Annotated in this window: 23 protein-coding genes; 15 read left to right on the forward strand and 8 right to left on the reverse strand. The window is 72.6% G+C overall.

Annotation, left to right across the window (positions count from 1 at the left end):
• Positions 1-184: 184 nt before the first annotated feature.
• From ACH0BZ_RS07670 to pcaD, 3 genes are read right to left on the reverse strand one after another with little or no spacing between them, the layout of a single operon-like run.
• Positions 185-1,396, reverse strand: a complete 1,212-nt coding sequence (locus ACH0BZ_RS07670) for an acetyl-CoA C-acetyltransferase (protein WP_406897480.1) — start codon at positions 1,394-1,396, stop codon at positions 185-187.
• Between the two features lie 20 nt (positions 1,397-1,416).
• The gene (locus ACH0BZ_RS07675) at positions 1,417-2,223 is read right to left on the reverse strand and encodes an IclR family transcriptional regulator (protein WP_406897722.1); all 807 of its coding nucleotides are present in this window, start codon (positions 2,221-2,223) and stop codon (positions 1,417-1,419) included.
• 14 nt (positions 2,224-2,237) lie between these two features.
• Positions 2,238-3,029: a 3-oxoadipate enol-lactonase gene (pcaD, locus tag ACH0BZ_RS07680; protein WP_406897482.1), complete on the reverse strand. Its 792-nt coding sequence runs from the start codon at positions 3,027-3,029 to the stop codon at positions 2,238-2,240.
• Positions 3,030-3,189: 160 nt separating this feature from the next.
• On the opposite strand from pcaD, the gene ACH0BZ_RS07685 reads away from it, so the two are divergent.
• From ACH0BZ_RS07685 to proB, 12 genes are all read left to right on the forward strand, one after another.
• Positions 3,190-3,957, forward strand: coding sequence for a CoA transferase subunit A (locus ACH0BZ_RS07685; RefSeq protein ID WP_406897484.1), 768 nt, complete (start codon positions 3,190-3,192; stop codon positions 3,955-3,957).
• Positions 3,954-4,586, forward strand: a complete 633-nt coding sequence (locus ACH0BZ_RS07690) for a 3-oxoacid CoA-transferase subunit B (RefSeq protein WP_406897486.1) — start codon at positions 3,954-3,956, stop codon at positions 4,584-4,586. The genes ACH0BZ_RS07685 and ACH0BZ_RS07690 overlap by 4 nt, the downstream gene beginning before the upstream one ends.
• Positions 4,587-4,703: 117 nt before the next feature.
• Positions 4,704-5,693 (forward strand): malate dehydrogenase, encoded by a 990-nt coding sequence (locus ACH0BZ_RS07695; protein ID WP_406897488.1) that lies wholly within the window; start codon positions 4,704-4,706, stop codon positions 5,691-5,693.
• 32 nt (positions 5,694-5,725) lie between these two features.
• Positions 5,726-8,425 (forward strand): valine--tRNA ligase, encoded by a 2,700-nt coding sequence (locus ACH0BZ_RS07700; protein ID WP_406897490.1) that lies wholly within the window; start codon positions 5,726-5,728, stop codon positions 8,423-8,425.
• Complete coding sequence (locus tag ACH0BZ_RS07705; RefSeq protein WP_406897492.1) at positions 8,422-10,026, forward strand: bifunctional folylpolyglutamate synthase/dihydrofolate synthase; 1,605 nt, start codon at positions 8,422-8,424, stop codon at positions 10,024-10,026. The genes ACH0BZ_RS07700 and ACH0BZ_RS07705 overlap by 4 nt, the downstream gene beginning before the upstream one ends.
• Complete coding sequence (locus ACH0BZ_RS07710; RefSeq protein ID WP_406897494.1) at positions 10,023-10,448, forward strand: DUF4233 domain-containing protein; 426 nt, start codon at positions 10,023-10,025, stop codon at positions 10,446-10,448. The genes ACH0BZ_RS07705 and ACH0BZ_RS07710 overlap by 4 nt, the downstream gene beginning before the upstream one ends.
• A gap of 99 nt (positions 10,449-10,547) precedes the next feature.
• The gene (gene ndk, locus ACH0BZ_RS07715) at positions 10,548-10,958 is read left to right on the forward strand and encodes a nucleoside-diphosphate kinase (RefSeq protein WP_406897496.1); all 411 of its coding nucleotides are present in this window, start codon (positions 10,548-10,550) and stop codon (positions 10,956-10,958) included.
• Between the two features lie 363 nt (positions 10,959-11,321).
• Positions 11,322-14,639, forward strand: a complete 3,318-nt coding sequence (locus ACH0BZ_RS07720; RefSeq protein WP_406897498.1) for an Rne/Rng family ribonuclease — start codon at positions 11,322-11,324, stop codon at positions 14,637-14,639.
• A 227-nt stretch (positions 14,640-14,866) separates the two neighbouring features.
• Positions 14,867-15,172 (forward strand): 50S ribosomal protein L21, encoded by a 306-nt coding sequence (gene rplU / locus ACH0BZ_RS07725; RefSeq protein ID WP_406897500.1) that lies wholly within the window; start codon positions 14,867-14,869, stop codon positions 15,170-15,172.
• Between the two features lie 66 nt (positions 15,173-15,238).
• Complete coding sequence (gene rpmA / locus ACH0BZ_RS07730) at positions 15,239-15,502, forward strand: 50S ribosomal protein L27 (RefSeq protein ID WP_406897502.1); 264 nt, start codon at positions 15,239-15,241, stop codon at positions 15,500-15,502.
• A gap of 129 nt (positions 15,503-15,631) precedes the next feature.
• Positions 15,632-17,092: a GTPase ObgE gene (gene obgE, locus ACH0BZ_RS07735; RefSeq protein WP_406897504.1), complete on the forward strand. Its 1,461-nt coding sequence runs from the start codon at positions 15,632-15,634 to the stop codon at positions 17,090-17,092.
• Positions 17,089-18,240 carry a glutamate 5-kinase gene (gene proB, locus ACH0BZ_RS07740; protein WP_406897506.1) on the forward strand — a complete coding sequence of 384 codons (1,152 nt, stop codon included), beginning with the start codon at positions 17,089-17,091 and terminating at the stop codon, positions 18,238-18,240. Before obgE ends, proB begins: the two co-directional genes overlap by 4 nt.
• Here the strand turns inward: proB and ACH0BZ_RS07745 are convergent.
• The 3 genes from ACH0BZ_RS07745 to ACH0BZ_RS07755 are packed head-to-tail and all read right to left on the reverse strand — an operon-like array spanning position 18,230 to position 20,569.
• A complete protein-coding gene (locus tag ACH0BZ_RS07745) occupies positions 18,230-18,862 on the reverse strand; it encodes a carbonic anhydrase (protein ID WP_406897508.1) in 633 nt (210 codons plus the stop codon). The genes proB and ACH0BZ_RS07745 overlap by 11 nt on opposite strands.
• Positions 18,863-18,893: 31 nt before the next feature.
• The gene (locus ACH0BZ_RS07750) at positions 18,894-19,772 is read right to left on the reverse strand and encodes a Sir2 family NAD-dependent protein deacetylase (protein ID WP_406897510.1); all 879 of its coding nucleotides are present in this window, start codon (positions 19,770-19,772) and stop codon (positions 18,894-18,896) included.
• Positions 19,769-20,569, reverse strand: coding sequence for an MBL fold metallo-hydrolase (locus ACH0BZ_RS07755; RefSeq protein WP_406897512.1), 801 nt, complete (start codon positions 20,567-20,569; stop codon positions 19,769-19,771). Before ACH0BZ_RS07755 ends, ACH0BZ_RS07750 begins: the two co-directional genes overlap by 4 nt.
• Before the next feature lie 23 nt (positions 20,570-20,592).
• On the opposite strand from ACH0BZ_RS07755, the gene ACH0BZ_RS07760 reads away from it, so the two are divergent.
• From ACH0BZ_RS07760 to ACH0BZ_RS07770, 3 genes are all read left to right on the forward strand, one after another.
• Positions 20,593-20,763 carry a hypothetical protein gene (locus tag ACH0BZ_RS07760; RefSeq protein WP_406897513.1) on the forward strand — a complete coding sequence of 57 codons (171 nt, stop codon included), beginning with the start codon at positions 20,593-20,595 and terminating at the stop codon, positions 20,761-20,763.
• Positions 20,760-22,568, forward strand: a complete 1,809-nt coding sequence (locus ACH0BZ_RS07765) for an FAD-binding dehydrogenase (RefSeq protein ID WP_406897515.1) — start codon at positions 20,760-20,762, stop codon at positions 22,566-22,568. Before ACH0BZ_RS07760 ends, ACH0BZ_RS07765 begins: the two co-directional genes overlap by 4 nt.
• Positions 22,569-22,712: 144 nt before the next feature.
• Entirely contained in the window at positions 22,713-23,177 is a 465-nt protein-coding gene (locus ACH0BZ_RS07770) for a hypothetical protein (RefSeq protein WP_406897517.1), read from the forward strand.
• Between the two features lie 31 nt (positions 23,178-23,208).
• On the opposite strand, the gene ACH0BZ_RS07775 is transcribed toward ACH0BZ_RS07770, so the two are convergent.
• The gene (locus ACH0BZ_RS07775; RefSeq protein WP_406897519.1) at positions 23,209-23,577 is read right to left on the reverse strand and encodes a type II toxin-antitoxin system death-on-curing family toxin; all 369 of its coding nucleotides are present in this window, start codon (positions 23,575-23,577) and stop codon (positions 23,209-23,211) included.
• Positions 23,574-23,777 (reverse strand): CopG family transcriptional regulator, encoded by a 204-nt coding sequence (locus ACH0BZ_RS07780; RefSeq protein WP_406897520.1) that lies wholly within the window; start codon positions 23,775-23,777, stop codon positions 23,574-23,576. Before ACH0BZ_RS07780 ends, ACH0BZ_RS07775 begins: the two co-directional genes overlap by 4 nt.
• Positions 23,778-23,808 lie beyond the last annotated feature (31 nt).

Genomic DNA, 23,808 nt, shown 5'->3' on the forward strand with positions numbered 1-23,808 from the left:
CCCCCGCAACCGCCACGGCCGCGTACCCGTCGAGGGTGCGCGGCCGTGGCGTCGGCGCCAGTGGCTGTGGCGTCGGTACGTGCCGGCCCGTGCCCGAGCGCACAACCTCAGCCGGGCATCATCCGAGTGGTCTCCGGGCTGGTGTTGTGCAATCGGTGGGGGCGGATGCTGTGCATTCGGTGGATCAGACGCGCTCGAATACCGCCGCCAGGCCCTGGCCACCGCCGATGCACATGGTCTCCAGGCCCCACTGCGCGTCCCGGTGGACCATCTCGCGGGAGAGGGTCGCGAGCATCCGGGCACCGGTCGCGCCGACGGGATGGCCGAGAGAGATGCCGGAACCGTGCGGGTTGAGGTGCTCGGAAGCCGGATCGATGTCCCATTCACGCATAACGGCCAGAGCCTGCGCGGCGAACGCCTCGTTGAGTTCGATGACGTCCATGTCGGCCAGCGTGAGACCCAGCCGGTCGAGTGCCTTGGCGGTCGCTGGGACCGGACCGATGCCCATGGTCTCCGGGGCGACGCCCGCGACGGCCCAGGAGGCCAGACGCACGATCGGGGTCAGGCTGAGAGTTGCCGCCCTGTCGGCGGTGGTCACCACGCACATCGCGGCGCCGTCGTTCTGACCGGAGGCGTTGCCGGCGGTGACGGTGGCCCCGGAGTCCGCACGTCCCATGATCGGGCGCAGCTCAGCAAGCGCCTCCACGCTGGAGTCCGCACGCGGGTGCTCGTCGGTGTCTACGACCAGGTCGTCACCCTTGCGCTGCGGGATGGTGACCGGGACGATCTCCTCGCCGAACGCGCCGGAACGCTGTGCGGCGACCGCCCGTTGGTGTGACTGGACGGCCAGACGGTCCTGCTCCTCGCGGCCGATCCCGTACTCGCGCCGGAGGTTCTCGGCGGTCTCGATCATCCCGCCGTCGATGACGTGGGACAGCCCGCCGACGGTCGTGCGGGCCCGGCCCAGGCGATCGACCAGCGAAATGCCGTCGCCCTTGATCCCCCACCGCGGGGACGGGCTGGCGTAGAACTCCACCTGGCTCATGGACTCCACGCCACCTGCCACCACGAGATCCATGCCGCCGGAGGCCACCTGGAGCGCGCCCGTGATGATCGCCTGGAGGCCGGAACCGCAGCGACGGTCGAGCTGCATGCCCGGCACGTCGATCCCCAGCGGGGAGTCGAGCGCGGCGATGCGCCCGATCGCCGGCCCCTCGCCGCTCGGTGACCCCTGGCCCAGGATGACGTCGTCGACGTCGGCGCCGGTCAGGCCGGTGCGCTCGATGAGAGCGGTGAGCAGACCGGTCGCGAGGGTGTTCGCGTCGAGGTCGCGGAACACCCCTCCGAATCGTCCGACGGGGGTGCGTAGGGGTTGGCAGATGACGACATCACGCATGGGTGCTCCTCGGCACGGGGTCAGCGGTTGACGATGGCGAGATCGGCCGACAGCGCGCGCGCCGTGGCCAGCAGCTCGGGTATGAGCTCCTCGTGGAGTTGCTCGGGTGAGTATCTGGCGGCATGAGTGGAAACGTTGAGCGCGGCCCGGACCGCGCCGCTGCGGTCGTGGACCGGCGCCGCGACCGATCGGAGGCCGGGTTCGAGCTCCTGGTCGACCACGCACCAGCCCTGTTCGGCCACCCGCGACAGTTCGGCGCGCAGCGCACCCTGGTCGGCGAGCCCGTGGGGGGTCAGTGCCCGCAGATCCGTCGCGTCGAGGTAGGCGTCGAGATCGTCGGCGGGAAGGGCGGCGAGCAGAACCCGCCCCATCGACGTCGCGTACGCGGGGAACCGGGTCCCGATGGTGATGCCGATGGTCATGATGCGGCGGACCTGAACGCGACCGACGTAGACGATGTCGGCGCCGTCGAGCACCGCGACCGACGACGACTCGCCCAGACGGGAACTGAGCTTCTCCAGATGCGGCTGGGCGAGGTCGGTCAGGGGGAGGGCGGACAGGTAGCTGTAGCCGAGGTCGAGAACCCGGGGGGTCAACCAGAAGACGGAATCGGCGGTGTCGACGTAACCCAGCTCGACGAGCGTGTGCAGGAATCGGCGGGCGGTCGCCCGGGTCAGCCCGGTGTTGCGCGCGACGTCACTGAGGCTCTGTCGGGGCCGGCGGGCGTCGAACGCGCGGATCACCGACAGCCCGCGGGCGAGGGACTGGACGAAGTCGGGGGAGGCAGAGCGGTCGGATTCGACGGTGGCTTCCGCGGAGGTGCTCACGCCGTCGTCGCCTGTCACTCCGACTCCTTCTGTCCGGCGGCGGTCAGATGGGCTCGCAGCTGCTCGGTGACGCGCTCGGGGATCTCGACGGTGGGGACGTGCGCGGCGGGGGAGAGGGTGACGAACTCCGAGCCCGGCACGCCGTCGGCGATCTCCTCGAGCACCTCGGGCGGGGTCGAGGGGTCCTCGTCACCGGCGAGGACGAGGGTGGGGCACGTGATGCGGCCGAGATCGGCGCGGTTGTCCCAGCCGGACAGGGCGTCGCAGGCTGCCGCGTACCCCTCGGCCGGGGTGGCGAGGACCATCTCGCGCAGACGGGTCACCAGTTCGGGGTCGGCCTGCGCGCGCGCGGATGTGATCCACCGGGCGATGACGGCGTCGGCCACAGCGGCGGTGCCGCCCTCGCGAACCGCGGTGGCCCGCTCGACCCATCCTGCCGGCTCGCCGAACCTGGCCGCCGTGCACAGCAGGGCCGTCGACCGCACCCGCGGGGCCTCGTGGACGGCGAGCCACTGTGCCACCGCGCCGCCCAGGGAGAGGCCGACGACGTGGAATCGGTCAATTGAGAGCGAGTCGAGGAGGGCAGTGACGTCGCCGGCGAGATCGGCAATGGTGCACGGCCCGGGGACGACCTCCGAGCCACCATGGCCGCGGTGGTCGATCGCCACCACGGTGTGGTCACCCGCCAGGTCGCGGACTTGCGCGTCCCACATGGAGCGGTCGGAACCGAGCGATCCGAGCAGGACCACGACGGGGGTGTCCGCGGAGCGGGGTCCGCTTACCGCGTGGGACAGGGTGGCGGGCATTGACTCGTCCTTTCCTCGATCGGCGTTCGTGGGTGGTTCGAAACCGTGCCCGGGAGCCCGGGCGGGCTCGATCCGGGCCCTCATGTGTTCCACGATACGCCGCGCTGGTGCGAAAGGCGAACAGTTGTACAAGATGCGAACACACGCTATCGTATGTGACATGACCAACAAGATCTATTCCTCGGCCGCCGAGGCAGTCGCGGACATCCCGGACGGCGCGTCCCTGGCCGTGGGCGGGTTCGGTCTGGTCGGCATCCCCGCCGTCCTCATCGACGCCCTCCTCGTGCAGGGCGCCACGGACTTGAGCACCGTGAGCAACAACTGCGGCACAGACGGCTTCGGCCTCGGCAAGCTGCTCGAGGCGCACCGCATCACGCGGACCACCGCCTCCTACGTGGGCGCCAACAAGGAGTTCGCCCGCCAGTACCTCTCCGGCGAGCTCGAGGTGGAACTCACCCCACAGGGCACGCTCGCCGAGCGCATGCGCGCCGGCGGCGCCGGCATCCCCGCCTTCTATACGCCGGCCGGCGTCGGCACGATGGTCGCCGAGGGGGGCCTGCCGCTCCGGTATGACGGCGAGGGTGGCGTCGCCAAGGCCTCCGAGCCCAAGGAGGTCCGGGTGTTCGACGGCGAGCAGTACGTCCTCGAACGCTCGATCGTCACCGACTTCGCCCTGGTCCACGCCCACAAGGCGGACACCGCCGGCAACCTTCAGTTCCGCGGCACGGCCCGGAACTTCAACCCCGACGTGGCCATGGCCGGGCGCATCACGATCGTCCAGGCCGAACAGGTCGTCGAGCCGGGTGGGATCGACCCGGCGGACGTGCACGTCCCCGGCATCTTCGTCCAACGCATCGTCGAGGTCTGCCGCCAGGAGACCGGCGTCGAGATCGAGAAGCTGAGCACCACCGGGGAGGAGCGGTCATGAGTTGGACCCACGAGCAGATGGCGGCCCGCATCGCCGCCGACTTCACCGACGGCCAGTACGTCAACCTCGGCATCGGCATGCCGACCCTCATCCCGGACCACGTCCCGGCCGGCGTCGAGGTGACGCTGCACTCGGAGAACGGCATACTCGGCGTGGGCCCGTACCCGACGCGCGAGCAACTCGACCCCGAGATGATCAACGCCGGCAAGGAGACCATCACCGCGGCGGCGGGGGCGGCGTTCTTCTCCTCGTCGGAGTCGTTCGCCATGATCCGCGGCGGCCACGTCGACGTGGCTGTGCTCGGCGCCATGCAGGTCTCGCAGCACGGCGACCTGAGCAACTGGATGATCCCGGGCGCCATGGTCAAGGGCATGGGCGGCGCGATGGACCTCGTCCACGGCGCCGGCCGCGTCATCGTGATGATGGACCACGTCACCCGCAAGGGTGAGCTCAAGCTCCTGCAGGAGAACACGCTGCCGTACACCGGCAAGGCCTGCGTCCAGCGGATCGTCACCGACCTGTGCGTCCTCGACGTCACCGACGAGGGCTTCCGCCTGGTCGAGCTCGCCCCGGACGTGACGCTCGAGGAGGTCCGCGCCAAGACCGGCGCCGAGGTCCACGCCGACTGACCGCCCCGCTCCCCAGGTGAACAGGGGGTGGCCGGTGCTCCGCGGGCCCGCGCGACGGGGTCGTCCCTCACTAGGGTGGGGGCCGACCCCGTCGTCGTATGAGGAAGGCCCCCACACATGACCTCGACCGCCCCGGTCACCGTCACCGTCACCGGCGCCGCCGGCCAGATCGCGTACTCGCTGCTGTTCCGGCTCGCCGCGGGCGAGGTCTACGGCGCGGACACCCCGATCCGCCTGCGCCTGCTCGAGATCCCGTCCGCGGTCGGCGCGGCGGAGGGCGTGGCCATGGAACTCGACGACTGCGCGTTCTCCACGCTCGCGTCGATCGACATCACGGACGAGCCGAACGCCGGCTTCGAGGGCGCCAACGCGGCCTTCCTCGTGGGCGCCAAGCCGCGCGGCAAGGGCATGGAGCGCGCGGACCTGCTCACCGCCAACGGCGCGATCTTCCGCGACCAGGGCAAGGCGATCAACGACCACGCGGCCGAGGACGTGCGCGTCCTCGTCGTGGGCAATCCCGCCAACACCAACGCCTACATCGCGCACCGCCACGCGCCCGACGTCCCGGCGGGCCGGTTCACCGCACTCATGCGCCTGGACCACAACCGGGCGCTGAGCCAGCTGGCCACCCGCCTCGGCGCGCCGGTCGGCGAGCTCGACGGCGCCGTCGTCTGGGGCAACCACTCGGCCACGCAGTTCCCCGACGTCTCCTACCTCACCCGCCGGGGCGAGCCCGTCACCGCCGGGATCGGCGAGACGTGGCTCACCGACACCTTCATCCCCAAGGTCGCCAAGCGCGGCGCGGAGATCATCGCGGTGCGCGGCTCCTCCTCCGCGGCGTCGGCCGCGGGCGCGTCGATCGACCACATGCGCGACTGGGTGCAGGGCACGCCCGGCGACTCGTGGACCACCGTCGCCCTGCCGTCCGGCGGGCAGTACGGGACGGTCGAGGGCGTGGTCACCGGCCTGCCGTGCCGCAGCCGCGGCGCCGAGTGGGAGGTCGTCGAGGGCCTGGAGATCTCGGACTTCCAGCGCGCGCGGATCGACGCCTCGGTCGCCGAGCTCGTCGAGGAGCGCGACGCCGTGCAGGGGCTCGGGCTGGTCTGAGGCCTCCCCGCGGCATTGCCTAGGATGGCCTGGTGACGACTCCAGCGACTCCCGGCCCCGGTACCTCTCGTGCGGACTCCCTGCCCGCCTCGTGGAATCCCGGCGAGGTAGAGGCGGAGCTGTATCAGCGCTGGGTGGACGCGGGCTACTTCGAGGCCGACGCGACCAGCGACAAGCCGCCGTACTCGATCGTCCTGCCGCCCCCCAACGTCACGGGCAGCCTGCACATGGGCCACGCGCTGGACCACACGCTCATGGACGTCCTGAGCCGCCGCAAGCGGATGCAGGGCTTCGAGGTGCTGTGGCTGCCGGGCATGGACCACGCCGGCATCGCCACGCAGACGCTCGTGGACAGGCAACTGCGCGAGCAGGGGATCGACCGCCACGAGATCGGCCGCGAGGCATTCGTGGAGAAGGTCTGGGAGTGGAAGGCCGAGTCGGGCGGCACGATCGGCGAGCAGATGCGCCGACTCGGCGACGGCGTGGACTGGTCGCGCGAGCGGTTCACCTTGGACGAGGGCCTGAGCCGCGCGGTGCAGACCATCTTCAAGGAACTCTACGACGCGGGCCTGATCTACCGCGCGGAGCGGTTGGTCAACTGGTCGCCGGTGCTGCAGACGGCGATCTCGGACATCGAGGTCAAGTACGCGGACGTCGAGGGTGAACTCGTGAGCTTCCGCTACGGCTCGATGGACGACGCTGAGCCGCACCTCGTGGTGGCCACCACCCGGCTGGAGACGATGCTCGGCGACACGGCGATCGCGGTGCACCCGGAGGACGAGCGGTACACCCACCTGGTGGGCACCGAGCTTCCGCACCCGTTCCGCGAGGGCTGGACGATGCGGGTGGTGGCCGACGAGCACGTGGACCCCGAGTTCGGTACGGGCGCGGTCAAGGTCACGCCGGCGCACGATCCCAACGACTTCGAGATCGGCCGTCGCCACGGCCTCGAGATGCCGTCGATCATGGACGCGACCGGCCACATCGAGGGCACGGGGACGCGCTTCGACGGCATGGACCGCTTCGAAGCGCGGAAGGCCGTGCGTGAGGCGCTGGCGCAGCAGGGCCGTATCGTCGCCGAGAAGCGCCCCTACGTGCACTCGGTCGGCCACTCTGAGCGCTCGGGCGAGCCGATCGAGCCGCGCCTGTCGCTGCAGTGGTGGGTCAAGGTCGAGGACCTGGCGCGCATGGCCGGCGACGCGGTCCGTGGCGGCGACACCGTGATCCACCCGAAGAGCCAGGAGCCGCGTTGGTTCGACTGGGTGGACGACATGCACGACTGGTGCATCTCCCGCCAGCTCTGGTGGGGGCACCGGATTCCGATCTGGTACGGGCCGGACGGCGAGGTCGTGTGCGTAGGACCCGATGACGAGCCGCCCGCCGGGTACACCCAGGAGACAGACGTGCTCGACACGTGGTTCTCCTCGGGTCTGTGGCCGTTCTCCACGATGGGTTGGCCGGACCGCACGGCCGATATCGAGCGCTTCTACCCGACGTCCGTGCTGGTCACGGGCTACGACATCCTGTTCTTCTGGGTGGCGCGCATGATGATGTTCGGGACCTTCGTGGGCCGGACCCTCACCGGAGACACAGCCGCGCCAGGGCCGGTGCCCTTCACCGACGTCTTCCTCCACGGCCTGGTGCGCGACGAACACGGGCAGAAGATGTCCAAGTCCAAGGGCAACGGCATCGACCCGCTGGACTGGGTGGAGCGCTTCGGTGCCGACGCCCTGCGGTTCACGCTGGCCCGCGGCGCCAACCCGGGTGGCGACCTGTCGGTGGGCGACGACGCCGCGCAGGCCTCCCGCAACTTCGCCACCAAGCTGTTCAACGCCACCCGCTTCGCGCTGATGAACGGCGCGCGGGTGGGGGAGCTGCCGCCGGCCGAGCAGCTCACCGACGCCGACCGCTGGATCCTGCACCGCCTGGGGCGGGTCCGCGAGGAGGTGGACGCGCAGCTCGACCGCTACGAGTTCTCCAAGGCGTGCGAGGCGCTGTACCACTTCGCGTGGGACGAGGTCTGCGACTGGTACCTGGAACTGGCCAAGGTTCAGTTTGGTGGTGACGACGAGGCGCGCGGCTCCGAGCGGGCCGAGCACACGCGGCTCGTGCTGGGCCACGTCCTCGACGTCCTGCTGCGGCTGCTGCACCCGGTGATCCCGTTCGTCACCGAGACCCTGTGGACGGCCCTGACCGGGCGCGAGTCGGTGGTGATCGCGGACTGGCCCTCCGACGTGGCCCCGTCCGCGGGCGCCGACGAATCGGTGCGCCGGGTGGGCGACACCCAGCACCTCGTCACGGAGATCCGCCGCTTCCGCTCCGACCAGGGACTCAAGCCCGGCCAGCGGGTCCCGGCGCGGATCATGGGCGCCGACGCTGCGGACCTGCCGGCCGACCTGCTGGACCAGGTGGCCTCGCTCGCGCGGCTCACCCCCGCCGCCGATGACTTCGTCGCGACCGCCTCGCTCGAGGTCCGGCTGAGCCGCGCCACGGTCACGGTGGAGATCGACACCTCCGGGACGATCGACCTCGCGGCCGAGCGCCGGCGTCTGGAGAAGGACCTCGCCGCCGCGCGCAAAGAGCTCGAGCAGACGAGCGCCAAGCTGGGCAACGAGGCGTTCCTCGGCAAGGCGCCCGAGCACGTGGTGGACAAGATCCGCGGCCGCCGGGACGTGGCCGAGGCCGAGGTCGCACGGATCACCGCGCGGCTCGAGGGGATGCCGCCGGCATGAGCCGTCGACCGCGCCCGGGGCCGCATGACCCGGAGGAGGGCTGGGACACCCCCACCGAGGAGGACGTGGCCGAGCTCCTCGGCGAGGATGGGCTGGTCGCGTTGCCGCTCGGCGGGCCGATCCCCGGCGACGAGGAGGCCGCCGACCCGGACGCCGACGACCACCTCCCGCCGCGCCCCGTCCCCGAGGTGGGCAGCCCCGAGTGGCAGGCCGACACCGCGGACCTCGCCGCGGTGGAGGCCGAGCTGGCCACCCGCTGGCCCGAGACCAAGCTCGAGCCGAGCCTGGATCGGATCACCGAACTCATGGGCGTGCTCGGTGACCCGCAGCACGCCTACCCGGTGGTGCACGTGGCCGGCACCAACGGCAAGACGTCGGTGACGCGGATGATCGACGCCCTGCTGCGGGCCCTGCACCAGCGCACCGGCCGTACGACGAGCCCGCACCTGCAGTCCGTCACCGAGCGCATCGCCCTGGACGGCGAGCCGATCACCCCGCGGCTGTTCGCTGACACCTACCACGAGATCCGGCCCTACCTCGAGCTCGTGGACGAGCGCTCCGAGGCCGCGGGCGGGCCGCGCATGAGCTACTTCGAGGTGCTCACCGGCATGGCCTTCGCCGCGTTTGCCGACGCCCCCGTCGACGTGGCCGTCGTGGAGACGGGTATGGGCGGCACGTGGGACGCGACCAACGTGGTGCGCCCGGCCGTCGCCGTCGTCACCCCCGTGGGCCTGGACCACACCGACTACCTGGGCGCCGACCTGGCGGAGATCGCGGGCGAGAAGGCCGGGATCATCCAACCCGGGCCGGAGGACGACCTGCTGCCGCGGGACCCGGTCGCCGTGATCGGACGCCAGGAGCCCGAGGCCATGGAGGTGCTGCTGCGCCGCGCCGTCGAGGTGGGCGCGGTGGTCGCGCGCCTGGGGTCGGAGTTCGACGTGGTGGACCGCCGACTCGCCGTGGGCGGACAGCAAATCACGTTGCGCGGGCTCGGCGGCGAGTACCCGGATGTCTTCCTGCCGCTGTTCGGCGCGCACCAGGCGGAGAACGCCGCCACCGCGCTCGCTGCCGTGGAGGCCTACTTCGGCGCCGGCCCGGACCGCGCGCTAGACCCGGAACGTGTCCGCGCGGGCTTTGCCGCCGTGGACAGCCCCGGCCGCCTCGAGCGCCTGAGCTCGAGCCCGACCGTGCTCGTCGACGCCGCCCACAACGGGCACGGCGGACGGGCCCTCGCCGAGGCCGTGACCTCCGAGTTCGACTTCAAACGTCTCGTCGCCGTGGTGGCGATGCTCGACGGCAAAGACGCCGACGCCTTCCTCGCCGCCCTCGAGCCGGTGGTCGAGGACGTCGTGGTGACCCGAGCCGCCAGCCCGCGCGCCATGGACCTCGACGACCTGGCCCGGATCGCCGAGGAGCGGTTCACCGCCCAGCGGGTCCACGTGGTGGACGCGCTGCCCGACGCGGTGAGCGCCGCGCTCGACCTGGTGGGGGTGCCGGACCCGACCGCCGACGACGACGTCTCGGGCGTGGGGGTGCTGGTGACCGGCTCCGTGGTGACCGCCGGCGCCGCCCGTGACCTGTTCGGAAAGGACGCCCAGTGAGCAACGCCCAGTCCGGTCGGACCAGCCCGCGCGGGGAGGGACACGCCCCGTCGGTGGACCCGTGGAAGGGCCTACGCGGGATCATGGCGGGCACGCTCGTCCTCGAGGCGATCGTCATCGGCCTGGTGCTCACCGTGATCGCGCGGGTCGACGACGGCGTCCACTTCCAGCCGTGGAAGGTGTGGTTCGTCTCCCTGCTCGCCGTGGCGATGCTCGTGGGCAGCGGCCTGCAGCGGCGCCGGTGGGCGATCCCCATGAACCTCGTCCTGGCCGGACTCGCCGTGCTGCCGGGCTGGATCGTGCACTGGTCGATGGGCGCCTGCGGCCTCATGTTTGTCGCCGTGTGGGTGTACATCCTCTATCTGCGCCGCGACCTCGCGCGCCGGATCGCCGGCGGCTTCCTGGCCAGCCAGCATGACTGAGCGAACCTCCCGCCCCCGGAGCCACTCGGAAGATGTCCCGCGCGGATGCTTGCCACGTGTGTGGCTATAGGTGGCAGGGGGCTCTGTAGCATGGCCGGCGTGACCGAGAGAACCTTCTTCCTCATCAAGCCAGACGGCGTCCAGCGAGGCCTGACCGGGCAGATCCTGTCCCGCATCGAGGCCAAGGGCCTGACGATCGTGGCGATGGACCTGCGGCAGACGCCGCAGGAGACCGCGGCCGAGCACTACGCGGAGCACAAGGAACGCCCGTTCTACGGCGACCTGATCGAGTTCATCACCTCCGGCCCCGTCGTGGCGGGCGTCCTCGAGGGCCCGCGCGCGATCGCCGCGTGGCGCCAACTCGCCGGCGGCACCGACCCGGTCGAGAAGGCCGCGCCCGGCTCGATCCGTGGCGACTACGGCCTGGAGACCCAGTTCAACCTCGTGCACGGCTCGGACTCCGAGGAGTCGGCCGCTCGCGAGATCGCCCTCTGGTTCCCGAACCTGTAGACCCGCACGGATTCCCCGCGTACCGACCCGGCGCCCGCCAGTCCACCCGGACCGGCGGGCGCCGTCGCATTCCGGGGCGGGCCCGGGCGTCCGGGAACGGGACTCGCGAGCCCGCGACACGACGCCGCGGCCCCGTGTGTGGGAGAATGGCGGACAGCTCGCTTCCTGGCGTGTGGACCACCAGTCCGCCCCGGATCGGGCGCCCGCCACCCGCGGCCCGGATCCAACCGGGTACGTGGACCACAAGACGTCGCTCCGCCAGCGCGGAGCCCAGACCAGAGAAACGCCAGGCCCCGTGCGGCGGCGTGGGTCACCGGAGATCCGGTGACGTGATCGCGCCCGGAGTCCGGCCAGAGGAGACCCGTGTCGGATCCGACCCTGACCATCGACGACCTCACCGCGCTTCCCGAGAAGATGCGCGCCCACGCCGCCGCCAAGGCCGTGGGGATGACGAGCAAGGAGTTCCTCGCCGCCATGTCGGCGGTGGGCGTGGAGATCAAGAGCGCCCAGTCGTCGGTGACCCGCGACGCGCTGATCTCGTGGTTCTCCTCGCGTGGCGAAGCCGGGGGCGAGACCACCGGCGACGGCGCCGCGCCGGCCGCGGCCCCGGAGCCCGCCGCGAAGCCCGACCGCAGGGCCCCGGCGAAGAAGGCCGCCGGGAAGACGGCCGAGAAGACCGCGGACACGCCCGCAGCGAAGGCGCCCGCCAAGAAGACCGCCCGGAAGTCCGCCGCCGAGAAAACCGCGGAGAAGACCCCCGCCCGCGAGCCGCTGCCGGAGGCGATCGTCACCGGCGAGGTCGGCACGGACGAGGGCGGCGGCCGCCGCCGGCGCTCCAGCAAGACCCCCAGCTTCTCGCCGCTGTTCCTCTCGCCGGACGAGTCGCAGCCCGTGCCCGCCGAGACCGACACGCCCCGCCGGGACGCGCCCGCACGCGACGAGGCCGCCGCGGCGGACGACTCCGCGGAGTCCGCGCAGTCCGGCGGCCCCGCCGACGACGGCGGCCCCGATTCCGGGGGCCAGCCCGAGGGCGGCGGCCGTCGCCGGCGCCGCGGTCGCCGCGGACGCGGCCGGGGCCGGGGCGAGTCCTCCGCCGACGAGCAGGGCGCCGGGACGGGCGCCGACTCCGGCGACGCCGGCGACTCGGGCGAATCCCCCTCCGCGAAGCGCGGGGACGCCGAGGCGAAGAGCGACGCCGCCGACGACACCTCCGCGGACGACCGGACGGGCGACGAGGCGACGGACGGTTCCGGCGACGACTCCCCCCCGGACGGTTCCGACGGCACCTCCGGCGGCGGGTCCTCGTCGCGGCGTCGCCGGCGGCGTCGTCGTCGCTCCGGCTCCGGCTCGGGCTCCGACGACACCCAGGGGGCGAACGACGACCCGCCCCACACCGAGATCCACGAGCGCGAGCCGCGCCGGCGCTCCGGGCGCGGGGGACAGGCCACGTCCTCCGACGACGAGGTGCAGGGCATCACCGGTTCCACCCGTCTCGAGGCCAAGCGCCAGCGTCGGCGTGACGGCCGCGAGGCCGGGCGCCGCCGCCAGCCGATCCTCTCCGAGGCCGAGTTCCTCGCCCGCCGCGAGTCCGTGGACCGCGTCATGGTGGTGCGCGAGAAGGACCGTGCCGACGGCAAGGGGATCATGACCCAGGTCGGCGTGCTCGAGGACAAGGTGCTCGTGGAGCACTTCGTCACCACCGAGTCCGCGCGCTCGATGGTGGGCAACGTCTACCTGGGCCGCGTGCAGAACGTGCTGCCCAGCATGGAGGCCGCGTTCGTCGACATCGGCCGCGGCCGCAACGGCGTCCTCTACGCCGGTGAGGTCAACTGGGAGGCCGCCGGACTCGGCGGCAAGGCCCGCCGCATCGAGCAGGCGCTCAAGCCGGGCGACATGGTGCTCGTGCAGGTGACCAAGGACCCGGTGGGCCAGAAGGGCGCCCGCCTGTCCACGCAGATCTCGCTGGCCGGCCGCTTCCTCGTCTACGTGCCGGACGGCAACTCCACCGGCATCTCCCGCAAGCTCCCCGACACCGAGCGGCGCCGCCTCAAGGCGATTCTCAAGGACGTCGTCCCCGAGGGCTCGGGCGTCATCATCCGCACCGCCGCCGAGGGCGTGAGCGAGGAGGAGATCGGCCGCGACGTCGAGCGTCTGGCCGCCCAGTGGGCCGAGATCTCCGAGGCCGCGCAGAAGCGCACGTCCTCGGGCTCCGGCTCGCCGATCGCGCTCTACGAGGAGCCGGACCTGCTGGTCAAGGTCGTGCGCGACCTGTTCAACGAGGACTTCTCGAAGCTCGTCATCCAGGGGGAGACGTCGTGGACCACGGTGCACGACTACGTCTCGCGGGTGGCGCCGGACATGGTCGAGCGGCTCGAGCGCCACGAGACCCCCGACGTCGATGTCTTTGGCACCTACCGTGTGGACGAGCAGCTCGCCAAGGCACTGGACCGTAAGGTCTGGCTGCCGTCGGGCGGCTCGCTGGTGATCGACCGCACCGAGGCCATGACCGTCATCGACGTCAACACCGGAAAATACACCGGCTCGGGCGGCAACCTCGAGGAGACCGTCACCAAGAACAACCTCGAGGCCGCAGAGGAGATCGTGCGCCAGCTCCGCCTGCGGGACGTGGGCGGCATGGTGATCGTCGACTTCATCGACATGGTCCTGGAGTCCAACCGGGACCTCGTGCTGCGCCGCCTCACCGAGGCCCTTGGCCGCGACCGCACCCGCCACCAGGTCTCCGAGGTCACCTCGCTCGGCCTGGTCCAGCTCACCCGAAAGAAGCTCGGCACCGGGCTCGTCGAGGCGTTCTCCACGCCGTGCGAGCACTGCCAGGGCCGCGGACTCATCGTGCACGCCGACCCGATCCACACCGAGTCGCACAACGCCGACGAGCCGGGCTCGCGTCGCGGCCGGCGCCGCGGGGGCCGGAGCTCCGGGGGCGGTCAGTCCGAGTCGCAGCCCGCGCTCCGCAAGGGTGGCCCCGCACCGTCCGCGCACCCGGCGGCGCTGGCCATGCAGCGCAACGGTGACGACGACGAGGTCAGCACCGCCACCGCCACCACGACCGAGGAGACCGCCGCCCCGGCGTCGGGGGAGCAGTCGGACGCCGGGGCCGGTGCGGTCGACGAGGCCGCCCGTCCGGAGCAGAAGGACGAGCAGCGGGACGAGGGCACGGGTCGTCCGCGTCGCCGTCGTCGCTCCTCCCGACGCACGGCGGGGGAGGGGGCCGACACCCCGGCCGCAGACGCCGCGGTGACCCCCTCGACCGAGGACGTCACGGCTGCCCCGGCCGACGCCGAGCCCGCGCAGGACGAGGCCGCCGTCGTGGCCGAGGCGGCGGAGGCCGTCGAGACCGTGACCGAGCAGGCCGTGCAGGCCGAGGAGCCGGCCACCGCGGCGCCGGTCGCCGAGCAGACGCCGCCGGTCGCGGAGCAGACGCCGCCGGTCGCGGAGCGGTCTGCTCCGGCCCGCCGCCCACGCCGTCGCTCGACCCGCCGCGAGGCCGGGGCCGCAGCCCCGCACGCGGTGGCGCAGCAGGACCCGGCGCCCGTCGCGGCGGTCGCGGTCGAGGCCGCGACACTGGCCGAGGCCCCCACGGCCGTGGTCGCGGAGCCCCGCAGGCGTCCCGCCCGCCGCCGGGCCACCCGGCCCACGGTCGCCCCGGAGGACGCGGGCTAGACGAGGGGTGAGGCCCGGCGGGGCGGCCGGTTTGACCCACCGTGCCGCCGGGCCGTAACCTTGACAAGTCGCTCGTCGCGGCCCTATGCCGTCGTATGGGCAGCCGCGCAGGACGTCGCGCCCCGAGTACCGGACCGGCGCGAGTCCGCGAGCAAAAGAGAACACCGCACACCAGGTGTGGGTGCCGCAGGGCGCCCGCACACCCGAGAAGCAAGGGGAAGCCCTCCATGTACGCGATCGTCAAGACCGGCGGCAAGCAGTACAAGGTCGCCGAAGGGGACCTCGTCAAGGTCGAGAAGATCGAGGGCGAGGCCGGCACCTCCGTGTCCCTGTCCCCGATCCTCGTGGTCGACGGCTCGTCCGTCACGTCCGCCGCCGACGCCCTGGCCAAGGTCACCGTCTCCGGCGAGATCGTCGAGCAGACCAAGGGTCCCAAGATCCGGATCCACAAGTTCAAGAACAAGACCGGCTACCACAAGCGGCAGGGCCACCGTCAGCCGCTGACGGTCGTCAAGATCACCGGCATCAAGTAACCACTCCGGCCGGCTCGGCCACCACCCCGGCGCCAGCGGCGTCATCCCTGAAGGAGGGACACGGACATGGCAAGCAAGAAGGGCGCGTCCAGCACCCGTAACGGTCGCGACTCCAACGCCCAGCGCCTCGGTGTGAAGCGCTTCGGCGGCCAGGAGGTCAACGCCGGCGAGATCCTCGTGCGCCAGCGCGGCACCAAGTTCCACCCCGGCGTGGGCGTCGGCCGCGGCGGCGACGACACGCTGTTCGCCCTCTCGGCCGGTGCGGTCGAGTTCGGCACCAAGCGCGGCCGCAAGACCGTCAACATCGTGCCGGTCGGCGCCGAGGCCTGAGCCCGGTAACCAACCACCGACACGAGTCGCCCTCGGGGGCCGGGCGGGGTCTACGGATCCCACACCCGGCCCCCGAGAGCATTTTCGCCACCACATCCCGTTCCACGTCCCGGAGGAGGAGCTCCCACCATGTCGAGATTCGTCGACCGCGTTGTCCTCCACCTCGCGGCGGGAGACGGCGGCCGCGGCTGCACCTCGGTGCACCGGGAGAAGTTCAAGCCGCTCGGCGGGCCCGACGGCGGTAACGGCGGGCGGGGCGGCGACGTCGTCCTCGTCGTCGAGCCCCAGGTCCACACCCTGCTGGACTTCCACTTCCGGCCCCACGCCAAGGCCGGCAAGGGCCAGCCCGGCATGGGCGGCAATCGCAACGGCGCCCAGGGAGATGACCTCGTGCTGGCCGTGCCGCCCGGCACCGTGGTGCTCGACGAGCGCGGTGAGCTGCTCGCCGACCTCACCGGCCCCGGCACCCGCTTCGTCGCCGCCGAGGGCGGCAAGGGCGGTCTCGGCAACGCGGCCCTGGCCTCCCGCGCCCGCAAGGCACCCGGCTTCGCGCTGCTCGGCGAGCCCGGCGAGGTCAAGGACGTCACGCTGGAGCTCAAGTCCATGGCCGACGTCGGCCTCGTGGGCTACCCGTCGGCGGGAAAGTCCTCGCTCATCTCGGTGCTCTCGGCGGCCAAGCCCAAGATCGCCGACTACCCCTTCACCACCCTCCAGCCCAACCTGGGTGTGGTGTCGGTGGGCGACGACACGTTCACCATCGCCGACGTCCCCGGCCTCATCCCCGGCGCCAGCCAGGGCCGCGGCCTCGGCCTGGACTTCCTGCGACACATCGAGCGCTGCGCCGTGCTCGCCCACGTGGTGGACTGCGCCACCCTCGAGGCCGACCGCGACCCGGTCTCCGACGTCGACGCGCTCGAGGCCGAGCTCGCCGCCTACCAGCCCGAGCTCGCCGACGCGGGCCTGGGTGACCTCGCCGACCGGCCCCGCGTAGTGGTGCTCAACAAGATCGACGTGCCCGACGCCGCCGACATGGCCGAGATGGTCACCCAGCACTTCCGCGACAAGGGCTGGCCCGTCTACGCGATCTCCGCGGTGGCCCACAAGGGGCTCGACGAGCTGCGCTACGGCCTCTACGAGCTGGTCACCGCGCACCGCAAGGCGCATCCGGTGGCGGCGCCCGAGCGGATCGTCATCCGCCCCAAGGCGGTCGACGCCGGTGACTTCGAGATCCGCCGCGACCCCGCCACCCCCGGCGGCTACGTGGTGACCGGCACCAAGCCCGAACGCTGGATCCGCCAGACCGACTTCGAGAACGACGAGGCCGTGGGCTTCCTCGCCGACCGGCTGGCCCGGCTCGGCGTCGAGGAGGCGCTCATCTCCGCGGGCGCCGAGGAGGGCTGCACGGTCACCATCGGCGACGTCTCCTTCGACTGGGAGCCGCAGACGCCCGCCGGCGTGGACCTCATGCGCACCGGCCGCGGCACCGACATCCGCCTCGAGTCGGACGAGCGCGTGGGCGCCGCCGAGCGCAAGTACCGCAAGCGCGTGCGCCGCGGCCTCATCGACCCCGACGAGGAGATCCTCGAGTGAGCGGGGGCTCCTCCGGGGCCGACTCGTCGGCCGGGGCGGTCGAGCGGGACCTGCGGCAGCGTATCGGCGGCGCGCGCCGCGTCGTGGTGAAGATCGGCTCGTCGGCCATCACGAGCCTCGACGGCGGGATCCGCCGCGCCGAGCTCGACGCGCTCGCCGACGTGTGCCAGGCCCGCATGGCGGCCGGCTCCGACGTCTTCGTGGTCTCCTCCGGCGCGATCGGCGCCGGCATGGCGCCGCTCGGGATGTCGCGCCGGCCCACGGCGCTGGCCGCCAAACAGGCCGCGGCGAGCGTGGGTCAGCTCGAGCTCGCCCGCGCGTGGGGCGACTCGTTCGCCCGGCACGACCGCGTGGTGGGCCAGGTGCTGCTCACCGCCGCCGACATCGGCCGACGGGAGAGTGCGGCCAACGCCCAGCGGACCCTCGACCGGCTGCGGACGCTGCACGCCGTGCCGATCGTCAACGAGAACGACACGGTGGCGACCAACGAGATCCGGTTCGGCGACAACGACCGGCTGGCCGCGCTCGTCGCCCACCTCATCGGCGCCGACGCGCTGGTCCTGCTCTCCGACGTGGACGCCCTCTATGACTCCGATCCTCGCAAGGGCGACGCCACCCCGGTGACCATGGTGGCCGGCCCCGACGACCTCGACGGCGTGGTGGCCGGCGCCGGCGGCGCGCTCGGCACCGGCGGCATGGCCTCCAAGCTCGCGGCCGCCCGGCTGGCGTCCGACGCCGGGATCCCCGTCCTGCTCACCGCCGCCGAGCTCGCCGCCGGGGCGCTGGCCGCCGACCCGTGCGTCGGCACCGTGTTCGCCGCCCGCCCCGAGCGGATGACCGCCCGCCGCTTCTGGGTGCGCCACGCCGCCGACGCCCGCGCCTCGGTGGCGCTCGATGCGGGCGCCGTCCGGGCGGTCACCGGATCGCGCCGCTCCCTCCTGCTCGCCGGCGTCACGGGCGTCGAGGGCCAGTTCCACTTCGGCGACGTGATCGAGCTACACGATCCCGACGGGGCGGTGGTGGCCCGGGGGATCGCCCAGTACGACTCACTGGACGTGCGGCGCCGTCTGCGCGAGCGCGAGACCGGCGCGGCGGCCGGCGGCCAGGGCCGCCCGCTCGTGCACGCCGACGACCTCGTCACGGTCTGAGCCCGAGCTCCACCGATCCCTCGGCCACGACGGGCGTGACGTGCCCCTCGACGACGTCGTAGACCGCGCCCACTATCGCGGTCCGGCCCATCTCCACAGCGCGAGTGAGGACCGCCGACTTCTCCCGGAGCCCCAGGCACGTGTGGCGCACGTTCTCCGCGGTGACCTCGTCCGGACCGGCGTCCGGGTCTCGTCGGGCCTCGAAGACGGCCGGCGACACGCGCTCCACCACGTCGCGCAGATAGCCCGCCGGAGTGCGGTGCCGGTCGATCGACTCGAGCGTGGCCCTGACCGCGCCGCACCGCGTGTGGCCCAGCACCAGCACGAGCGGGATCTCCAGCACGTCGACGCCGAACTCCACTGATCCGAGCACGGCGGAGTCGAGGATGTGGCCGGCGGTCCGCACCACGAACAGGTCGCCCAGGCCCTGGTCGAAGAGCACCTCGGCGGGCGCCCTCGAGTCCGAGCAGCCCAGGACTAGCGCGAACGGGGTCTGCCGGTCCGCGAGCGCGAGCCGCCGGTCGTGATCCTGGTGTGCGTGTAGGGCGTCGCCGGTGACGTAGCGGGCGTTGCCGTCGAGCAGCCGGCGCCACGCTCCGTCCGGGGTGAGCGGTGAGTGCATGGCCCCAGTATCCACCCTGCTCCCCGCGCGGTCAGAGCAGTCGGTCGCAGGCGGCGAGGACCTCGACGCAGTCGCCGTCCAGGGTGAGCGCCGCCTCGTCGTGCGCGCGGGTGCGGCCCCGGTTGACCACGGCGACCGGGATGCCGGTGGTGGCCGCCCGCCGCGCGAACCGGTAGCCGGAGCGGACGGTGAGGGAGGATCCGACGACGAGGAGGACGTCCGCCGAATCGACGAGCGCGTTGGCGGCCGCGACCCGGGCCGAGGGGACGTTCTCCCCGAAGTACACGATGTCCGGCTTGAGCACCCCGCCGCAGGCCGGACACACGGCCGGGCGGAAGTCGGCCGTGTCGGCGAGCACCGCGTCGGCATCCGGCGCCACCTCGATCGCGCCGCGCGAGGCCACCCGCTCCGCGAACCCGGGGTTGAGCCGCTCGAGCTCCTCGTGCAGTGCCCACCGGCTCTGACGAGCTCCGCAGTCCAGGCACGCCACCACCGCGTATGTGCCGTGCAGGTCCACCACCGTCCGGCTGCCGGCCTTGAGGTGCAGCAGGTCCACGTTCTGCGTGATGACGCCGGTGACCAGCCCGCGTCGCTCCCAGCGGGCGAGCATCACGTGCGCGTAGTTGGGCCGGGCCGCTTCCATGTGCCGCCAGCCCAGGTGGTTGCGCGCCCAGTAGTGGCGGCGGAACCCGGGGTCGCCCACGAACTGCTGGTAGGTCATCGGGGTGCGGGCGGGTGAGTCCGGGCCGCGGTAGTCGGGGATGCCCGACGGCGTGGAGATCCCCGCGCCGGTGAGGACGACCGTGCGTCGGCCGCGGAGCAGGTCGGCGAGGGCGCGCACGCGGTCGGCGAGGTCGACGTCCGGCTCGGTGTGCTCGGCCGGCGTCCAGGCGGTCTCGCGGATCCTCACCCGGCGGGCCCTCCCGCGTCGGCAGTGCCGCCGGGGCCGGACGGGTCGTGTGCGCACACGATGTCCAGCGTCTCGCCGCGGCGCTCGGCGAGCGCCGACAGCCGGGCGTGCGTGAGGGCGACGGCCGACGGCTCGAGGGCGAACAGCCGCTCCTGGACCGGGATCTGCGCCGGGACGGCGACGGCCGGGTCGAGTTGTCCGCGGTGGTAGAAGGCGTCGCCGGCGTGGAGCACGTCGGGCCCGTCGTCACCACCGGGGACCAGGACACCGGCGTGCCCGCGCGTGTGGCCGGGGAGCTCGACGAGCAGCATTCCCGGTGCCACCTGGTCCAGCCGCACCACCCGGAAGCCCTCCCAGCGTTCGGCCCCGAACTCGTGGTCGGTGAACAGGGGTCCGTGCGCCCACTGGGCCCGGCGGTAGCGGCGCCGCTCCAGCCAGCGTGGGGTGCGGATCGCCCACGTCAGCGCCGTCGCGGAGGCGTGGACCGACGCCAGCGGCACGTCCGCGAGTCCGCCGGCGTGGTCCGCGTCCAGGTGCGTGAGCACCACGTGGCGGACGTCCGCGGGGTCCAGACCCAGCGCCGCGATCCGCCGGACGGCGGTCTCGGCGGGGTCCAGCGCGGGCCGGATGAGGTGCCGGAGCGGGCCGAGGCGGCCGGCGGGGTCGGCCACGTCGTGCAGCCCGAGCCCGGTGTCCACCAGGACCAGCCCGCCGGGCGCCTCGACCAGGAGGACACGGCAGGGGATCGGCCCGCCGGGTGCCCGGAGGGTCCCGCAGTTGAGTCGGTGGATTCGCATGGAGGCGACGGTACCGTGGCGGCATGAGGGCTGGCCGGGTGAGGACGGGGGACGTGGTGGACCCCCGGCCCGTCGTCCGCGTGGACGCGCTGCCGGGGCTGCGGGCCGCCGGGGTCGACGGCGAGGAGGGCGACCCCGGCGACTGGCCGTATTCGATCCCCGCGGTGGGGGGCCACGGCACACTGGACCCATGACCGACTCCGTGCGCACCGCCGGCGAGGCCCGGCCCGTCCACCCCGTGTACCCGCCGTACGCCCCGCCGTCGGCCTCGACCGCGGCGAACGCCGGTCCGCTGCCCGCACCCGAGCCCGGCTTCGCGCCCGACATCATCGTGGTGGGCCACGGGCTCGCCGGGCTGGTCGCCACGTACGAGGCGAGCCGCGCCGGCAAGAAGGTGCTGGTGGTGGACCAGGAGAACGAGAAGAACCTCGGCGGCCAGGCCTACTGGTCCCTGGGCGGGCTGTTCATGATCGACACCCCGGAGCAGCGCCGCATCGGCATCCACGACTCGCTGGAGTTGGCTTGGCGGGACTGGCTCGGCTCGGCGGACTTCGACCGCCCCGAGGACGAGCTGCCCCGGCAGTGGGCGCGCGCCTACGTCGAGTTCGCGGCGGGGGAGAAGCGGCGCTACCTGCACGAGCTGGGCCTGCGGATCATCCCCACCGTCGGCTGGGCCGAGCGCGGCGGCGGGGACGTGGATGGTCACGGCAACTCCGTGCCGCGTTTCCACGTGACGTGGGGGACCGGACCCGAGGTGGTGCGCGTGTTCGAGGAACCCGTGCGCGCGGCCGCCGCCGAGGGGCGGGTGCGCTTCGCTGTGCGGCACCGGGTGGACGAGATCGTGGTCGAGGACGGTCGCGCCGTGGGCGTCCGGGGCGCCACCCTCGTGCCGTGCGACCTCGACCGCGGTGTGGCCTCACCGCGCGAGGAGACCGGGACCTTCGAGTTCCGGGCCGGGGCCGTGCTCGTCTCCTCGGGCGGCATCGGCGGCAACCCCGACCTGGTGCGGCGGTACTGGCCCACCGACCGGCTCGGCGAGGCCCCCACGGACCTCATCGTGGGCGTGCCCGAGCACGTGGACGGCCGGATGCTGGAGATCTCCGGCGCGGCCGGCGCCAGCCTCATCAACCGCGACCGGATGTGGCACTACACCGAGGGTGTGGCCAACTTCGCGCCCATCTGGCCCTCGCATGCCATCCGGATCATCCCCGGCCCCTCGACGTACTGGCTCGACGCCCACGGCGACCGGATCCCCGTCCCGCTGTTCCCCGGCTTCCACACCACGGCCTCGATCAAGGCGATCCGCGCCACCGGGTACGACTATTCGTGGTTCGTGCTCGACTCGGCGATCGCCGAGAAGGAGTTCGTCCTGTCCGGGTCCGAGCAGAACCCGGAGATGACGGACAAGGAGCTCAAGAAGTTCGTCTCCCGCGCCAAGAAGGGGCTGCCGCCGTCGATCGGCGCGTTCGCCGAGAAGGGCGTGGACTGGGTGGTGGCCGACACCCTCGAGGAGCTGGTCGCGGGCATGAACGGCCTCGTCCGCGAGGGTGAGCCTGAGCTGGACGTGGAGAAGGTCCGCGAGTTCGTCCTGTCGATGGACGGCCAGATGGACAACGCCTTTGCCAAGGACGCCCAGGTGCAGGCCATCCACAACTCACGTCGGGTGCTCACCGACAAGCTCACTCGCCTGGCCAAGCCGCACAAGTTGCTCGCCGACTCCGGGCCGGGGAAGGGTTCGGCCGCCGGTTCGGGCGGGCCGCTCATCGCCGTCAAGGTGCACCTCATGACCCGCAAGACCCTGGGTGGCATCGAGACCACGCTGGACTCGCAGTGCGTGCGCCCCGGCGGCGAGCCGTTCCCGGGCCTGTACGCGGCGGGCGAGGTCGCCGGCTTCGGTGGCGGCGGCGTCCACGGCTACAACGCGCTCGAGGGGACGTTCCTCGGCGGCTGCATCTTCTCGGGGCTCAAGGCCGGGCGGGCGATGGCGCGCGAGGTCTGAGGTGCGCACCGGGGCGGTAGGTGCCGTCGTGCTTCTGCCGTCGGCCGTCTCGGCGGCCCCCGCGGTGGCCCTCGCCCCGCCGGCCACCGCGTGCAGCTGCCATCTGTTCACGACGAAGGGGGGGTCCGGGACCAACTGCACCGGATGCCCGGGGTGTTCGTCGGCACCCCGGTGGCGGTCCGCGAGACGGACGAGACGGTGTCGTTCGAGTTCACCGTGGAGCGGGTCTATGCCGGTGAGATCGGAGCACGGACGGTGGTCTCCACGCCGAGCGACGGCGCCGCGTGTGGGACGGGATTCGCCGAAGGCGTCGAACAGGTCGTCGTGGTGTCCGACCGAGCCGTCGCCGGAGTCGACGGACCCGGCGACTGGAACGCCGACATGTGTTCGGGCGGGATGTTCGCGCTGCAGGACGGGACACGGCTCGACCCGCGGGCCGCCGTCGAGGAGGCGCTCGGTACCGGGGAGCCGCCCGCCGACATCGAGACGACCCTGGCGGGGGAGCGGACGCGGGAGATGGCGCGCCCGCTGATCGCAGCCGTGGTACTTGCCGCCCTGGTCGGGGTGGGGGTCTTCGCACGCCGTGCGTGGCGCGCCAGGTCGGGCTGACTCGACAGGCGTGGACGGGCGGCGTCCGGTTCTACCGCGTACGCCATGTCGCGAGAGTGCGCGCGATCTCCCCGACGTCGATCGCTCCGGTGGACGCGTCGATCACGAGGTCGTAGGCCGGGTCCTCGGGGGCTTCGAGGCTCACGTCATTGATCGCGTAGAACACGACCACCGCCACCCAGGACAGGCGCTTGTTCCCGTCCGCGAGGCAGTGGTTCCGCACGAGCGAGTGGAGTAGCGCGGCTGCCTTGGTGTCCAGATCGGGGTAGGCGTCAACGCCGAACAGGGTCGAGCGAGGGCGGTGCGCCGCCGCGTCCAGCAGTCCGATGTCGCGTACCGGTCCCACCCCCAATTCGTCGACGATGGCGAGGAGATCCTCGAGTATGAGGTGCCGGGTCACCGTGCGAGGCGATCGAGCAGTGGTCCGTAGCGGGCGATCGCCTCGCGGGCCGCGGTCCGCACCTCGGCATCCTGGGCCAGCCGGGCGGATCGGTCGAGGATCGCGCGGATCGCCGCCTCCTGCTTGCTCACGCCCTCCGCCGCGGCGAGGGCGGTGAGCGCCTCGTCTTCTGCGTTGGTCAGTCGGAGTGTCATGGCCATGCCGCCACGGTACCACTCTGGTATCAGGGGT

It is taken from the genome of Dietzia sp. 179-F 9C3 NHS (assembly GCF_045369825.1).
Taxonomy (GTDB): Bacteria; Actinomycetota; Actinomycetes; order Mycobacteriales; family Mycobacteriaceae; genus Dietzia.